Source organism: Occultella kanbiaonis (genome assembly GCF_009708215.1).
Taxonomy (GTDB): domain Bacteria; phylum Actinomycetota; class Actinomycetes; order Actinomycetales; family Beutenbergiaceae; genus Occultella; species Occultella kanbiaonis.
On sequence record NZ_CP046175.1, the window covers coordinates 1,212,392 to 1,228,425 of the forward strand.

Sequence of the window (16,034 nt, forward strand, 5' to 3'; positions counted from 1 at the left end):
ACTGCTTCTCCGCAAGCAGGACCAACAGGAAGGAACGCCATCATGGCGAAGCTCAGCACCGACGAGCTCATTGACGCTTTCAAGGAGCTCACCCTGATCGAGCTCTCCGAGTTCGTGAAGCAGTTCGAGGAGACCTTCGAGGTCACCGCCGCCGCTCCGGCCGCCGTTGCGGTCGCCGCCGGCCCCGCCGCCGGTGGCGGCGAGGACGAGGCCGAGGAGCAGACCGAGTTCGACGTCATCCTCGACTCCGTCGGCGACAAGAAGATCCAGGTCATCAAGGAGGTGCGCGCCCTCACGAGCCTCGGCCTGAAGGAGGCCAAGGACCTCGTCGACAGCGCCCCCAAGGCGATCGTCGAGGGCGTGGCGAAGGACGTCGCCGAGAAGGCGAAGGAAGCCCTCGAAGGCGCCGGCGCCACCGTCACCGTCAAGTGATCTGACGGCGGGTGCTCAGTTCCGCCGGTTCGCGCCGCAAGGCAACGACACCGGGCACACGGAGCCGGGCAGCTCGCCCGCGTTACCCGGCCACGCCAATAACGAGGCCACAATGACGAGGCCCGCACCGATTCCGGTGCGGGCCTCGTCGCCACTGGACAGACGTAGCCAAAGTGGCTATGCTGTCGCTTTGCGCTGTCTTCTGCCCCCAGCACACGCTTCCCGAACCGGGTCCATCTCACACGTCCGCGTGCGCGATGTCTGGCCCGGGCGAAGTTCGGGCGGGGTTTGTTCGGGGTGGTCCGGCGCGCGTGCACACAATTCGTAGGGAAGGACCCCTCTTGGCTGCCTCGCGCACCCCTTCTGCTCCGACCACCGACGCCATCGCCCAACGTACCGCCTCTCGCCGGGTCTCCTTCGCAAAGATCCACGAGCCTCTCCAAGCACCCGACCTTCTCGGGCTGCAGACCGACAGCTTCGACTGGCTGCTCGGTAACGAGGAGTGGCAGGCGCGGGTACAGGCTGCCGTCGACTCGGGCAACAACGACGTCACCATGACCTCCGGACTCGAGGAGATCTTCGAGGAGATCTCGCCGATCGAGGACTTCGGGGCGACGATGTCGCTGTCGTTCCGGGACCACCGGTTCGAGCCGCCGAAGTACACCGCAGACGAATGCAAGGAGAAGGACTTCACCTACTCCGCGCCGCTGTTCGTCACGGCGGAGTTCGTCAACTACACGACCGGCGAGATCAAGTCGCAGACGGTCTTCATGGGCGAGTTCCCGCTCATGACCGAGCGCGGCACGTTCATCATCAACGGTACCGAGCGGGTCGTCGTCTCACAGCTCGTCCGGTCGCCCGGCGTGTACTTCGAGCGCACCCCGGACAAGACGTCCGACAAGGACATCTTCACCACCAAGGTGATCCCGTCCCGTGGCGCGTGGCTCGAGTTCGAGATCGACAAGCGGGACGCCGTCGGCGTGCGCGTCGACCGCAAGCGGAAGCAGTCGGTCACGGTCTTCCTGAAGGCCCTCGGCATGACCGAGAGCGAGATCCGCGAGTCCTTCGCGGAGTACCCGTCCGTACTGGAGACGCTCGAGAAGGACAGCGTCCACACCCAGGACGAGGCACTCCTCGACATCTACCGCAAGATTCGCCCGGGCGAGCCGCCCACGGTCGAGGCCGGCACGGCGCTGCTCGACAACTTCTACTTCAACGCCAAGCGTTACGACCTGGCGAAGGTCGGTCGCTACAAGGTGAACAAGAAGCTCGGCGTCGACGCTGCGATCGACGACTCGGTGCTCTCCCGCGATGACATCGTCGGCACGATCAAGTACCTCGCCGCGCTGCACAAGGGCGAGGTCGAGATCCCGGGCCTGAAGGACGGCAAGGAGGTGGCCGTGCGCGTCGAGACCGACGACATCGACCACTTCGGCAACCGCCGCATCCGCGCCGTCGGTGAGCTGATCCAGAACCAGGTGCGTACCGGGCTGTCCCGGATGGAGCGCGTGGTCCGCGAGCGGATGACGACTCAGGACGTCGAGGCGATCACGCCGCAGACCCTGATCAACATCCGCCCCGTGGTGGCCTCCATCAAGGAGTTCTTCGGGACCAGCCAGCTCTCGCAGTTCATGGACCAGAACAACCCGCTCGCGGGTCTGACGCACAAGCGTCGCCTGTCCGCGCTCGGCCCGGGTGGTCTGTCCCGTGACCGCGCCGGCATGGAGGTCCGTGACGTCCACCCCTCGCACTACGGCCGGATGTGCCCGATCGAGACCCCTGAGGGTCCGAACATCGGTCTGATCGGTTCGCTGGCGACGTACGCCCGCATCAACCCGTTCGGTTTCGTCGAGACCCCGTACCGCAAGGTCATCAAGGGTCGCGTCACCGACGATGTGGACTACCTCACCGCCGATGACGAGGACCGCTACGTCATCGCGCAGGCCAACGCCCCGCTCACCGAGGACGGCCACTTCGCCGAGTCCGACGTGCTGGTCCGGGTCCGTGGCGGGGACACGCTGGACATCGCCGCGGAGAACGTGGACTACATGGACGTCTCCGCGCGTCAGATGGTCTCCGTCGCCACCGCGATGATCCCGTTCCTCGAGCACGACGACGCGAACCGCGCCCTCATGGGTGCGAACATGCAGCGCCAGGCCGTGCCGCTGGTCCGCAGCGAGGCCCCGCTCGTGGGTACCGGCATGGAGCGCCGTGCCGCGGTCGACGCCGGTGACGTGATCGTGGCCACGAAGCCGGGTGTCGTGCAGGAGGTCTCCGCGGACGCGATCGTCGTGGCCCAGGACGACGCCTCCACGTTCACCTACCGGGTGGCCAAGTTCCGTCGCTCCAACCAGGGCACCTCCTACAACCAGCGTGTGCTGGTCGAAGAGGGCGCCCGGGTCGAGGTCGGCTCCGTGCTCGCGGACGGCCCCGCCACCGATGAGGGCGAGCTCGCCCTCGGGCGCAACCTGCTGGTCGCGTTCATGTCGTGGGAGGGTCACAACTACGAGGACGCGATCATCCTCTCCCAGCGTCTGGTCCAGGACGACGTCCTCTCCTCGATCCACATCGAGGAGCACGAGGTCGACGCCCGCGACACGAAGCTGGGACCGGAGGAGATCACCCGGGACATCCCGAACGTCTCCGACGAGGTCCTCGCTGACCTCGACGAGCGCGGCATCATCCGCATCGGTGCCGAGGTCGGCGCCGGCGACGTGCTGGTCGGCAAGGTCACCCCGAAGGGTGAGACCGAGCTGACCCCGGAGGAGCGCCTGCTGCGCGCGATCTTCGGTGAGAAGGCGCGCGAGGTGCGCGACACCTCGCTCAAGGTGCCCCACGGTGAGTCCGGCACGGTGATCGAGGTGCGTGAGTTCAACCGCGAGGACGGCGACGAGCTGCCCCCGGGTGTGAACCAGTTGGTGCGCGTCTACATCGCGCAGCGACGCAAGATCACCGACGGCGACAAGCTCGCCGGCCGCCACGGCAACAAGGGTGTCATCTCGAAGATCCTGCCCATCGAGGACATGCCGTTCCTCGAGGACGGCACTGCGGTGGACATCATCCTGAACCCGCTCGGCGTGCCCGGCCGGATGAACGTCGGCCAGGTCCTCGAGACCCACCTCGGGTGGGTTGCGAAGCAGGGCTGGGAGGCCGGCATCGAGGATGCCAAGAACGGGAAGGTCCCGGCGTGGGCGAAGAACCTCGCCCCGGAGGCGCTCAAGGGCGCACCCGGCACGCCCGTGGCATCGCCGGTCTTCGACGGTCTGCACGAGGACGAGCTGACGGGCCTGCTGGACTCCACGACCCCCACCCGGGACGGGGACCGGCTCGTGGACGCGACCGGCAAGGCGCGGCTGTTCGACGGCCGCTCCGGCGAGCCGTTCCCGGAGCCGATCGCCGTTGGCTACATGTACATCCTCAAGTTGCACCACCTGGTGGACGACAAGATCCACGCGCGTTCGACGGGTCCGTACTCGATGATCACGCAGCAGCCGCTGGGTGGTAAGGCGCAGTTCGGTGGTCAGCGGTTCGGCGAGATGGAGGTGTGGGCCCTGGAGGCCTATGGCGCCGCCTACGCGCTGCAGGAACTACTCACCATCAAGTCCGACGACGTCCCCGGCCGCGTGAAGGTCTACGAGGCGATCGTCAAGGGCGAGAACATCCCCGAGCCGGGCATCCCCGAGTCCTTCAAGGTGCTCATCAAGGAGATGCAGTCGCTGTGCCTGAACGTCGAGGTGCTCAACTCCGACGGGACCTCGATCGAGATGCGTGACACCGACGAGGAGGTGTACCGGGCCGCTGAAGAGCTCGGTATCGACCTCTCCCGCCGTCCCGACGCGAGCAGCGTCGAAGAGATCTGAGCGGCCCCGTCAGCGGTCGGGTCCACGTGACCCGACCGCTGACGGCCCCCTCATCCTGATTGGTTCCACACGGTGTTACACCGAAGGAAGTAGGAAAATTGCTCGACGTCAACGTCTTCGACGAGCTACGTATCGGTCTCGCGACCGCGGACGAGGTCCGCGCCTGGTCGCACGGTGAGGTCAAGAAGCCGGAGACCATCAATTACCGCACCCTGAAGCCCGAGAAGGACGGACTCTTCTGCGAGAAGATCTTCGGCCCCACCCGGGACTGGGAGTGCTACTGCGGCAAGTACAAGCGCGTGCGCTTCAAGGGCATCATCTGTGAGCGCTGCGGCGTCGAGGTGACCCGCTCCAAGGTCCGCCGCGAGCGGATGGGCCACATCGAGCTCGCCGCGCCGGTGACGCACATCTGGTACTTCAAGGGTGTCCCGTCCCGCCTGGGCTACCTGCTCGACCTGGCGCCGAAGGACCTCGAGAAGGTCATCTACTTCGCGGCCTACATGATCACCTCGGTCGACACCGATGGTCGTCACGAGGACCTGCCGAGTCTGCAGAACGAGATCGACCTGGAGAAGGCCGACATCTCCAAGCGTCGCGACCTCGATGTCGCCAACCGCAGCGAGCGTCTCGAGGCCGACCTGGCCGAGCTCGAGGCCGAGGGTGCCAAGGCCGACGCGCGCCGCAAGGTCAAGGACTCCGCCGAGCGCGAGATGGCTCAGATCCGCAAGCGTGCGGACAACGAGCTGGACCGCCTCGAGCAGGTCTGGGACCGGTTCAAGAACCTCAAGGTCGCCGACCTCGAGGGCGACGAGATGCTGTACCGCCAGCTGCAGGACCGCTACGGCAACTACTTCGAGGGTTCGATGGGGGCCGGCGCGATCCAGAAGCGTCTGGAGACCTTCGACCTCGAGGCGGAGTCCGAGTCGCTTCGCGAGACGATCCGCACCGGCAAGGGCCAGCGCAAGACCCGCGCCCTGAAGCGGCTCAAGGTCGTCAACGCGTTCCTGACGACGAACAACTCGCCGCTCGGCATGGTGCTGGACTGCATCCCGGTGATCCCGCCGGACCTGCGTCCGATGGTGCAGCTCGACGGTGGCCGGTTCGCGACCAGCGACCTGAACGACCTCTACCGCCGCGTGATCAACCGCAACAACCGGTTGAAGCGACTGCTGGACCTCGGCGCACCCGAGATCATCGTCAACAACGAGAAGCGGATGCTCCAGGAGGCCGTCGACTCGCTGTTCGACAACGGCCGCCGTGGTCGTCCGGTGACCGGCCCGGGCAACCGTCCGCTCAAGTCGATCTCGGACATGCTCAAGGGCAAGCAGGGCCGGTTCCGTCAGAACCTGCTCGGCAAGCGCGTCGACTACTCCGGCCGTAGCGTCATCGTGGTCGGCCCGCAGCTCAAGCTGCACCAGTGCGGCCTGCCCAAGCAGATGGCCCTCGAGCTCTTCAAGCCGTTCGTCATGAAGCGGCTCGTGGACCTCAACCACGCGCAGAACATCAAGAGCGCCAAGCGCATGGTGGAGCGCGCGCGCTCCGTCGTGTGGGACGTGCTCGAAGAGGTCATCACCGAGCACCCCGTGCTGCTGAACCGGGCACCGACGCTGCACCGCCTGGGCATCCAGGCCTTCGAGCCGCAGCTGGTCGAGGGTAAGGCGATCCACCTGCACCCGTTGGTGTGTGGCGCGTTCAACGCCGACTTCGACGGTGACCAGATGGCCGTCCACCTGCCGCTCTCCTCGGAGGCGCAGGCCGAGGCCCGCATCCTGATGCTCTCGAGCAACAACATCCTCAAGCCGTCGGACGGTCGTCCGGTGACCATGCCCTCCCAGGACATGATCATCGGTCTGTTCCACCTGACCTCGGACCGTGAGGACGGGCTCGGCGAGGGCCGGGCGTTCACCTCCCCGGCGGAGGCCTTCATGGCCTTCGACGCGGGTGAGCTCGACCTGAACGCGAAGATCACCCTGCGACTGACCGACCTGGTCCCGCCGGAGGGCTGGGAGGCGCCGGAGGGCTACGCCGAGGGCGACGCGATCCTGTTCGAGACCACGCTCGGTCGGTCCTTGTTCAACGAGGCCCTGCCGGTGGACTACCCGTTCATCAACACGATCGTGGACAAGAAGGTCCTGTCCGGGATCGTCAACGACCTCGCCGAGCGCTACCCCAAGGTGGTCGTCGCGGCCAGCCTGGACGCGCTCAAGGAGGCCGGCTTCAAGTGGGCGACCCGCTCGGGCGTGACCATCTCGATCTCCGATGTCGCGACGCCGTCGAACAAGGCGCAGATCCTCGAGGGCTACGAGGCGAAGGCCGCGAAGGTCCAGGGCCAGTACGACCGCGGCCTGCTCACCGACGACGAGCGTCGTCAGGAGCTCGTGGAGATCTGGAACCAGGCCACCGACGAGGTCGCCGGAGCCATGCGGGAGAACTTCTCGAAGACCAACCCGGTGAACCGGATGGTCGGCTCTGGTGCCCGTGGTAACTGGATGCAGGTGCGTCAGATCGCCGGTATGCGTGGTCTGGTCGCCAACCCCAAGGGTGAGATCATCCCGCGGCCGATCAAGTCCAACTACCGCGAGGGTCTGTCGGTGGTCGAGTACTTCATCGCCACCCACGGTGCCCGGAAGGGTCTTGCCGACACCGCCCTGCGGACGGCCGACTCGGGCTACCTGACCCGTCGTCTCGTGGACGTGTCGCAGGACGTCATCATCCGTGAGGACGACTGTGGGACCGAGCGGGGTCTGACGCTGCCGATCCTGGAGCGCACGCCCAGCGGGCAGGCGCGCCGCGCGGACACCGTCGAGACCAGCGTCTACGGGCGCAGCCTCGCTGGTTCGGTCTCCTCGCCCGACGGCGAGGTGCTCGGCCAGGGTGGTGACGACGTCGGTGACGTGCTCCTCGACAAGCTCATCGAGGCCGGTGTGGAGCAGCTCAAGGTCCGGTCGGTGCTCACCTGTGAGTCCCGCGTCGGTACCTGCGCCAAGTGCTACGGCCGCTCGCTGGCCACCGGCAAGCTGGTGGACATCGGTGAGGCGGTCGGCATCATCGCGGCCCAGTCCATCGGTGAGCCCGGCACCCAGCTGACGATGCGGACCTTCCACACCGGTGGTGTGGCGAGCGCCGAGGACATCACGCAGGGTCTGCCCCGTGTGACCGAGCTGTTCGAGGCCCGCACTCCCAAGGGTGAGGCCCCGATCGCAGAGATCGCCGGCCGCATCGCCATCGACGAGAGCGAGCGCTCGCGTCGCCTGGTGATCACGCCCGACGACGGCAGCGAGGAGATCGCCTACCCGGTCACCAAGCGGTCGCGGCTGCTGGTGCACGACGGTGATCACGTCGCCGTCGGTCAGCAGCTGGTCGCCGGTGCGGTTGACCCGAAGAAGGTGCTGCGGATCCTCGGTCCGCGCGCGGTGCAGAAGCACCTCGTGGACGAGGTCCAGGAGGTCTACCGCTCCCAGGGTGTGGACATCCACGACAAGCACATCGAGGTCATCGTCCGGCAGATGCTGCGTCGGGTCACGGTGCTCGACTCCGGCGAGTCCCGGCTGCTGCCGGGTGAGCTGGCAGAGCGTTCGCGGTTCGAGGACGAGAACCGTCGGGTCGTCTCCGAGGGTGCCCAGCCGGCTTCGGGTCGTCCCGAGCTGATGGGGATCACGAAGGCCTCGCTGGCGACCGAGTCGTGGCTGTCCGCGGCGTCGTTCCAGGAGACCACGAAGGTGCTGACCGAGGCCGCGATGAGCGGGCGCTCGGACTCCCTGTTGGGTCTGAAGGAGAACGTCATCCTCGGTAAGCTCATCCCGGCCGGGACCGGCCTGCCGCGCTACCGCAACGTGCGCGTCGAGCCGACCGAGGCCGCGAAGGCCGAGATCTACCCGAGCTTCGGCTACGACGAGATCGACTACACGCCGGTCTCCGAGGGCTCCGGCGAGGCGATCGCGCTCGAGGAGCTCGACCTGGGCCGCGGCTTCGAGGCGGACTTCCGCTGAGTCGTACGACCTGATCGACCACTGAATGGTCCGGCATCCCGCGAAGGATGCCGGACCATTCGTGTGTCCGGAGCCGGACGGTTGACCGCCTGTTCGGAGTGGATCGTCAGCTGCGGTGAAGTGACGCCTCCCATATCCGGCGGAGCCGGGAATGTTATTGAAACTTCACTCATTGAGGGATGCATGACCTCTCACAAGATCGGCATCGTCGTCAGTTCCTCCCGCCCGACCCGCATCGGCACCAAGGTCGCCCAGTGGGTCCGTGACCAGGCGCCGAACGACACCGAGGTCGACATCATCGACCTTGCCGAGGTGGACCTGCCCTTCCTCGCGGAGCCCGAACTGCCGTCCGCCGGCAACTACACCCAGCCCAGCACCCTCGCGTGGTCGGAGCGGGTGCGAACCTACGACGCGCTCATCGTCACCCTGCCCGAGTACAACGCCGGCTATCCGGCCGTCGTCAAGAACGCCGTCGACACGCTGCACGCCGAGTGGACCGACCTGCCGATCGGCATCATCGGCTACGGCTGGGGTGCGGCCGCCGGGTCCGCCCGTCAGTTCGGTGAGGTGCTCGACCGCGTCAAGGCCCTGCGTCTGGACGGCCCGGGCCTGAGCTTCGGCCAGGACCTGACTCCGGAGGGCGACATCCTCGAGGCAGCCCCGTCCGACGAGGTGCGCGGCCTCTACGACCAGATCATCGCTGCCGTGCGCGAGAAGGTCGCGGCCTGACCCTCTGACCCACACCCGGTCCTCCCCGGCCGCAGAGGCGGTGGCGCGCGGCGCCACCGCCTCTCGTGTGCCCGGGGCACCTGTGCGGACGCTCACCTCCGGTGATCCGGGCCAGCGCCGACTCGCCGGTACCGTTACGCGCCGCTCGCGTACAGCCGCCGGACCACGTCCTCGATGTCCGGCTCCTCGATCGTGAGGTCGCGCACCTCGGCCCGAGCCGACACCTGCGCGAGGACCGCGGCCGCCGTCGTCGATCCGGGGGTGAAGGCGAGCCGCTGACGCAGCCCGTCCGCCTCCACGCCGAGCAGCCGGGTGCCGGTGACGTCCGCCAGCGGCGCAGTGGTCTGCTCGAGGTCGACGACGATCACCCGGTCCGCGCCGACCCGCTCCACGAGGCCGGGCAGGGACCCGTCGTAGGCCATCCGGCCGTGGTCGACCACGATGATGCGGTCGGTCAGGCGCTGCACGTCGTCCATGTCGTGCGTGGTCAGAAGCAGGGTGGTGTCCCCGCCGGCCCGCTCCTCGAGCAGGAACTGGCGCAGGCGCTCCTTGCTCAGCACGTCCAGACCGATGGTGGGCTCGTCCAGGATCAGCAGCTCGGGGGAGTGCAGCAACGCCGCCGCGATCTCGCCCCGGATGCGCTGTCCGAGACTGAGCTGCCGCACCGGGGTCTCGAGGAAGTCACCGAGGTCGAGGCGTTCGACCAGGGTGGCCCGGCGGGTCCGCAGGGTGTCCGGGCCGAGCCGGTGGATCGCCGCCAGGGCGCGATAGGACTCGGCGAGCGGCAGGTCCCACCACAGCTGCGACCGCTGCCCGAAGACCACGCCGATCCGCCGCGCCAGCTCGCGACGGTGGCGGTGCGGGTCCAGGCCGCAGGTCTGCACGCGGCCGCTGGTCGGTACCAGGATGCCGGTGAGCATCTTGATCGTGGTGGACTTCCCGGCGCCGTTGGCGCCGATGTACCCGACGGCGGCCCCCGCCTCGATCGTGAAGTCCAGGTCGGCGACGGCGTGGGTGATACTGCGCCTGCGGCGCAGCCCGCGACCGGTCCGGACCACGAAGTCCCGGCCGAGGCCGGTGGCACTGATGATCGTTTCGGTCATGAGCCCGCTCCCGTGTAGTGACGTAGGCCCGCCCGCCAACCGAGCAGGGCGACCGTCCAGATCCCCGCGGCCGCGACCGGTGCGAACCACCCCAGGACCGCCGGTGTCCACGCCGGCCCCGCGTGGCCGAGGAGCACGAGGGTGGGCAGGTACGCGGTGAACGCGGCCGGGACCACGAACGTGAACAGCACCCGCATCGGCAGACTGAAGATCGAGGTCGGGTAGGACGCTGCATACGAGCCGCCGTACGTGAAGGCGTTCGCGAACTCGCCGCCCTCCACCAGCCAGAACTGCACCGCGGCCGCGCACACGAACAGCGCGGCGAAGATGACCGCGCTGAACAGCGGCGTCAGGACGGCGAGGATCACGAGTGCCGGCGTCCACACGATCGTGTTCATCGTCAGCGCGATCACCAACACCACCGCCGCGACCGCCGTGCGACCGAGTCGGCGCAGCTGCAGGTCGCTGGTGATCAGCTGGGCCAGGACCGGCAGCGGACGCAGCAGGAATGCGTCCAGGGTGCCCGATCGCAGGTACGTCGGCAGCGAGTCCACGTGCCCGACCGCCATGTCCGCGAGGGAGAAGCCGATCCCGGCGAACGCGAACAGCAACAGCGCACCGGCGAGGTCGAGCTCACCCAGGACGGTGATCGAGGAGAAGATCACGAGCACCTCGGCGAGCTCGAGCACCCCGATACCGACCGCGCCGGCGAGGTCGAGGACGAACGAGCGCCGATAGGTCAACTGCGAGCGCAGCCGGGAAGCGAGCAGAGCCCGGTACGGTGCGAGGGCCTCAGCCACCCTGCACCACCACCCTCCGCGCCCCGAGTTCGAACACGGCGCGGCCGACCACGAGCAGGCCGAGCGCCCACGCGACCTGCTCGCCGAGCAGCACCAACGCGTCCGGTCCCGCAGCGCGCCCCATGATGATGTCGATCGGGTGCTGCAGCATCGCCGGGAACGGGGTCCACGCCGCCACCGCGGCGAGCCAGGGCGGGAACCAGTGCACGGGCACCACCAGACCGCACAGCAGGTTCGAGGCGACGAGGTAGAGCGTCATGACGCCCCGGAGGTCCAACAGCCAGAACGCCGCCAGGTTCACCAGCCACCGGCAGGCGAACGAGACCACGACGGCGAGCGTCACCGACACCAGACCGAGCAGATAGGGCAGCACCTGGCCGGGCAGTGCCAGCCCGGTCACGAGTGCGCCGACCATCAGCGGCGGCGCGGCGCGGGGCACCAGCTGGAACGCGGCCCTTCCGAGGTCAGCCGCGAGGTAGCCCGCCTGCGGATCGATCGGGCGCGCCAGGTCGATCGCGATGTCCCCGGACCGGATCCGCTCCGCGAGCTCGGACCAGGTGAAGACGTTCACCGGACCGATGAGTGCCTGGGCGAGCCAGGCGTAGGTGGCCCCGGTCAGGGCGTCGTAGCCGGCCAGTATCCCGCCGGCGGCCCCGATCGCCCCCATCGTGATCGCCGCCTTGATGAGGCCGAAGACCGTGTTCGTGAACGCACCCGCGGCGGCCGCGGTGCGGTACGCGGACCATCGCCGCCAGCCGAGACCGGCATACACGGCGAGGGCGGACACAAGAGCGAGAACTTACTCGCCGCTCGGGTGGGAGTCAATCATGACCGGCACCCCCCCGGGCTATCATCGCGGGATGGGCCGGGGGAGTGTCGCTGATCTGCGTCGGGCTCGCCGGGTGCTCTGCTACGGCGTGACCGGTTCGGGCAAGTCCACCCTGGCGCTGCGCCTCGGGGCGGAGCTCGCACTGCCCGTCACCCTGGTGGACGAGCACTACTGGGAGCCCGGCTGGGTGCCCGCGCCGCAGGAGCAGTTCGAGGAGTACATCGCCTCGACCGTGAGCGGCCCACGCTGGGTGGTCGACACCGCGTACGCCCGGCACCTGGACGCCATCTTCCAGCGTGCGGACGTGATCGTCGCGTTGGACTACCCACGGCTCGTCTCCCTGACCAGGCTGGTGTGGCGCACCTGCCGCAACATCGTCACCAGGGCGCCGCTCTGCAACGGCAATGTCGAGACCCTCCGCAACGCGCTGTCGGGCGACTCCATCATCCGCTGGCACTTCCGGTCGTGGCGGAGCAAGCGCAGCAGGATGCGCGCGTGGGCCGCGGACCCGGGGGTGCCGCCGGTGCTGCTCCTGGGCCGGCCAGCGGACACCGAGCGCGCCCTTGCCCAGCTCAGATCCTCGCCCAATCGGTCGTCGTGACGCCCGTGTCCGCGAGGACCGTCAGCAGGACGCCGCTGCGCAGCAACTGGTACTCCCAGACGCGTTTCGCACCGAGACCATCGGTGGCCACGTCCGCCGGGTGCAGGAAGATCTCGCAGACGCCGGCCGGGAGGGTGGCCACCAGGTCGGCGTAGTAACGAGCCGTGTCGTCCGGGCCGTCGATCGCCGCGGTCGGCCGCGGATCCGTGCGGATCGACTCCGGGAGGCGGACGCCGGAGTCGTCAGCCAGTGCGACGGCGAGCCGATGCGCCTCGCCGACGCCGGCGCCGTCGGGCGCTCGCCTGGGCAGCCGCAGCGGCAGGCGGTGCCGGGCGGCCACCGCGATCGCCTCCACGAGCACCCCGCCGGGACGGGTTGCCTCCGGACCGAGCCCGTAGAGCGCCCCGGTGTGCAGGTCCAGGTGCGTGGGCACGGCACCGCGGGTGCGCATCCAGGCCACCTGGTCCTCGATCGCGGCCTCGATCTCGTCGTGGCTCGCGGTGGCGAGCAGGGTCGGGTCGAACTCCACGTGGAGCCCGACGGCGATCGGCAGGTCGAGCTCAAGGGCCGCCTCTGCGTGTGGTCGCCCGACGAGCAGGGACGTGGCGGTCACGGCACCGGCGTCGGCCAGGGCTGCGACGGCGCGGTTCACGGCAGGGGAGAGGCCGAGGTCGTCGGCGGTGACGATGACGGACGTGGTCATGGCCGCGGTCGAGGTGCGTCGTCCGTGGCGCCGGGTGGGTCGGCGTCGTCGGCGTCCGGCGCGTCCGCGCCGGGGCTGCGGATCGCAGCCGCCTCGGCGACGTCGTCACCCGCGCCGCCCGCCGGGCCGCCCACGGCGACCGTCGGGAGGATCTCCGCTGCGGCGCCGCGATCGAAGCGGACGAAGTGGGACATGATCGCGGCCAGGCTGACCAGGACGAACGGGAACACCGAGAGCAGGAACCGCGCGGCCTCGTCGGGACGGGTGCCGGTGTCATCGCCGCTGTGGAACCCGAACAACATCGCCACGGCGAGGAAGCCGAGCGACTTCACGAACGCGTTCAGCCGGTTGAAGAACCCGAACGCGGACAGGAACATGCCCTCGCGGCGCACTCCCGTGCGGGCGGTGTCCTCGTCGAGGAGTCGCGCCACGATCAGGTCCATGGTGGCCATCACTCCGCTGTACCCGAGCCCCACGAGCGCCCCGCAGACGATGGCGAGCACGAGCGTGTCCGCCAGGTACATGGTGGCCAGCGCCCCGGCCAGGACGATCAGTGCGATCCGCCAGATCCGCTCCGGGCCGTACCGGCGTACCAGCCGGGTCCACAACGCCAGGCACAACGCGGACACGAGGATCACCGTGGCGAGCAGGTAGGTGGAGTCACCAGACGGTAGCCGCAGCGTGTACTCGACGAAGAACGCCACCGCGGCGATCACCAGGGCCATGCCGGCCGAGTACAGGCCACTTGTCACGGCGATCATCCAGAACTTGCGGTTACCGACGATCACCTTGAGGGAATCCAGCAGACGGGGCTGCTCCGCGGTCAGCACGCGCGGATCCTCGCGGGCTCCGAGCGCGCAGTAGATGATCACCACAGCGGCCACGACTCCGAAGATGATGGAGGTGCGGCTGTATCCGATCGCCTCGGCGATCCGGGGAGTGAGTGCCACCGAGATGATCATCGCCACGAGCTGGAAGCCCTGGCGCAGCGAGTTCGCCACCGCGCGCCGCTTCTCGTTCGGGAACAGCTCCGGGAGCAACGCGCCGTAGTTCGCGTTCACGAGTGAGTCCGACGTGCCGGTGAGGACGGTGAACACCGCGAACCAGGCGATCAGGCTGGCACCCTCGAGGGTGTCCGGAGGGGAGAAGAACGCGATGAAGGAGATCGCCAGCAGTGGTGCCGCCAGGATCATCCACGGCCTGCGCCGACCCCACCGGGTCCTGGTGCGATCGGAGAGGTAGCCGTAGACCGGGTTGTCGATCGCGTCGATCACCGCGTACAGGGCCAGCACGGCGGCGTACGCGCGCGCGTCCATGCCGAGATCGTTGATGTAGTAGAACGCCATGAACGCGAGAAACATGTTGATCGGGATCGACGTCCCGAACATCCCGACCGCGTATCGGACCGGGCGGGTGGTGCGCCCGGTCGTACCGGCGCCGGGAGCGGACCGGCCCGGCTCGACGCCGCCGGGAGCGGACCGGCCAGGCTCGATGCCGTCGGCGGTGGCGGGCCCGACGGCAGCGTCCTGATCGCCCTGTGTCGTCATCGTCGACTCTCCTGTTCTCCGCCCACGGATGCGGCTCACCACCCGCATCGAGCGTAGTGCGCGTCCGGATCGTGGACTTCTCGATTGCGGGTCCCACCATGACGACCCGATCGGCGCTACCGTTGGGTGGGAACTTCACCGGCACGGTCCAGCCCGGCACAGGGAGTGTTTCGCACCACACCGTGCCGATCGGCTTTGACGCTTCCGTCGCGCGGAGAGTACTCTGGTCGGCAGTGCCCGCTCTGTCGGGCTCTCGCGTGCGCGCTGTGACCTGGACGTCGCCCCGAAACGGGCTCGGACGAGGATGAGCGTGCGGTGGGTCACCCCCGTCCGGCACGCACACCGACCACCACAACACCCGTGATGGGCCTGTGATGGGCGAAGTGTGCGTGAAGAACCGGGGGACGACACGCCCGAGCGCGGGGGTCACGTCGGGGTGGAATACGCCGGGCACCAGCAGTGTTCCGGTCCTGATCGCACCCCGATCACCATGAGCAGTCAGACTTTTCGAGACGGAGATGTAGTGCCCACGATTCAGCAGCTGGTCCGCAAGGGTCGCAGCGCCAAGGTCGGCAAGTCCAAGACGCCTGCCCTCAAGGGCAGCCCTCAGCGTCGCGGCGTGTGCACCCGCGTGTACACGACGACCCCCAAGAAGCCGAACTCGGCCCTGCGCAAGGTGGCCCGGGTGAAGCTGTCCAGCCAGATCGAGGTCACGGCGTACATCCCCGGCGTCGGTCACAACCTGCAGGAGCACTCCATCGTGCTCGTGCGCGGTGGCCGTGTGAAGGACCTCCCGGGTGTCCGTTACAAGATCGTGCGTGGCGCCCTCGACACCCAGGGTGTCCGCGGCCGTCAGCAGGCTCGCAGCCGTTACGGCGCGAAGAAGGAGAAGAAGTAATGCCTCGTAAGGGTCCGGCCCCGAAGCGGCCGCTCGCGATCGATCCCGTCTACGGTTCGCCGACAGTCACGCAGCTCGTGAACCGGGTGCTCATGGACGGCAAGAAGTCCACCGCTGAGCGGATCGTCTATGGCGCCCTCGAGGGTGTCCGCGAGAAGACTCAGTCCGACCCGGCCGTCGTGCTGAAGCGCGCGCTGGAGAACGTCCGCCCGACCCTCGAGGTCCGGTCCCGCCGCGTCGGTGGCGCGACCTACCAGGTCCCGATCGAGGTCCGCGCCTCGCGTCAGACCACGCTGGCCCTGCGCTGGCTCGTGGACTACGCCCGCGCCCGCCGCGAGAAGACCATGACCGAGCGCCTCATGAACGAGATCCTCGACGCCTCGAACGGCCTCGGTGCCGCGGTGAAGCGACGCGAGGACACCCACAAGATGGCCGAGTCGAACAAGGCCTTCGCGCACTACCGCTGGTAGTCGCCCCGGTCATGGCGCCGCCTCACCCCGGCGCCATGACCCACCTGATCACGCTCGTATCGACCAGAAGAGA

The 16,034-nt window shown here is 68.4% G+C and carries 12 protein-coding genes; 7 read left to right on the plus strand and 5 right to left on the minus strand.

The annotated features are described in order from the left end of the window. Window positions 1-42 precede the first annotated feature (42 nt). The 4 genes from rplL (at window position 43) to GKS42_RS05330 (ending at window position 9,010) form a co-directional block, all read left to right on the plus strand. Window positions 43-432: a 50S ribosomal protein L7/L12 gene (rplL, locus tag GKS42_RS05315; RefSeq protein WP_154792904.1), complete on the plus strand. Its 390-nt coding sequence runs from the start codon at window positions 43-45 to the stop codon at window positions 430-432. A 341-nt stretch (window positions 433-773) separates the two neighbouring features. After that, a complete protein-coding gene (gene rpoB / locus GKS42_RS05320; RefSeq protein WP_154792905.1) occupies window positions 774-4,292 on the plus strand; it encodes a DNA-directed RNA polymerase subunit beta in 3,519 nt (1,172 codons plus the stop codon). A 98-nt stretch (window positions 4,293-4,390) separates the two neighbouring features. Then, window positions 4,391-8,281, plus strand: coding sequence for a DNA-directed RNA polymerase subunit beta' (locus tag GKS42_RS05325; protein WP_154792906.1), 3,891 nt, complete (start codon window positions 4,391-4,393; stop codon window positions 8,279-8,281). A gap of 183 nt (window positions 8,282-8,464) precedes the next feature. After that, the gene (locus GKS42_RS05330) at window positions 8,465-9,010 is read left to right on the plus strand and encodes an NADPH-dependent FMN reductase (RefSeq protein ID WP_154792907.1); all 546 of its coding nucleotides are present in this window, start codon (window positions 8,465-8,467) and stop codon (window positions 9,008-9,010) included. 134 nt (window positions 9,011-9,144) lie between these two features. Here GKS42_RS05330 and GKS42_RS05335 read toward each other — a convergent pair whose 3' ends face one another. The 3 genes from GKS42_RS05335 to GKS42_RS05345 are packed head-to-tail and all read right to left on the minus strand — an operon-like array spanning window position 9,145 to window position 11,700. Then, on the minus strand, window positions 9,145-10,113 hold the full coding sequence (locus tag GKS42_RS05335) for an ABC transporter ATP-binding protein (protein ID WP_154792908.1): 969 nt from the start codon (window positions 10,111-10,113) through the stop codon (window positions 9,145-9,147). Next, the gene (locus GKS42_RS05340) at window positions 10,110-10,913 is read right to left on the minus strand and encodes an ABC transporter permease (RefSeq protein ID WP_154792909.1); all 804 of its coding nucleotides are present in this window, start codon (window positions 10,911-10,913) and stop codon (window positions 10,110-10,112) included. The genes GKS42_RS05335 and GKS42_RS05340 overlap by 4 nt, the downstream gene beginning before the upstream one ends. Then, window positions 10,906-11,700 carry an ABC transporter permease gene (locus tag GKS42_RS05345; RefSeq protein ID WP_232847941.1) on the minus strand — a complete coding sequence of 265 codons (795 nt, stop codon included), beginning with the start codon at window positions 11,698-11,700 and terminating at the stop codon, window positions 10,906-10,908. Before GKS42_RS05345 ends, GKS42_RS05340 begins: the two co-directional genes overlap by 8 nt. A 40-nt stretch (window positions 11,701-11,740) precedes the next feature. On the opposite strand from GKS42_RS05345, the gene GKS42_RS05350 reads away from it, so the two are divergent. Next, window positions 11,741-12,343, plus strand: coding sequence for a P-loop NTPase family protein (locus GKS42_RS05350; RefSeq protein WP_210769315.1), 603 nt, complete (start codon window positions 11,741-11,743; stop codon window positions 12,341-12,343). On the opposite strand, the gene GKS42_RS05355 is transcribed toward GKS42_RS05350, so the two are convergent. Beyond that, on the minus strand, window positions 12,315-13,046 hold the full coding sequence (locus GKS42_RS05355) for a ChbG/HpnK family deacetylase (RefSeq protein ID WP_154792910.1): 732 nt from the start codon (window positions 13,044-13,046) through the stop codon (window positions 12,315-12,317). The genes GKS42_RS05350 and GKS42_RS05355 overlap by 29 nt on opposite strands. Beyond that, a complete protein-coding gene (locus tag GKS42_RS05360; protein ID WP_168217763.1) occupies window positions 13,043-14,593 on the minus strand; it encodes an MFS transporter in 1,551 nt (516 codons plus the stop codon). Before GKS42_RS05360 ends, GKS42_RS05355 begins: the two co-directional genes overlap by 4 nt. Window positions 14,594-15,116: 523 nt before the next feature. Here GKS42_RS05360 and rpsL point away from each other — a divergent pair. Next, the gene (rpsL, locus tag GKS42_RS05365; RefSeq protein ID WP_154792912.1) at window positions 15,117-15,491 is read left to right on the plus strand and encodes a 30S ribosomal protein S12; all 375 of its coding nucleotides are present in this window, start codon (window positions 15,117-15,119) and stop codon (window positions 15,489-15,491) included. Continuing rightward, on the plus strand, window positions 15,491-15,961 hold the full coding sequence (gene rpsG / locus GKS42_RS05370) for a 30S ribosomal protein S7 (RefSeq protein ID WP_154792913.1): 471 nt from the start codon (window positions 15,491-15,493) through the stop codon (window positions 15,959-15,961). The genes rpsL and rpsG overlap by 1 nt, the downstream gene beginning before the upstream one ends. The last annotated feature ends 73 nt before the right edge of the window (window positions 15,962-16,034 follow it).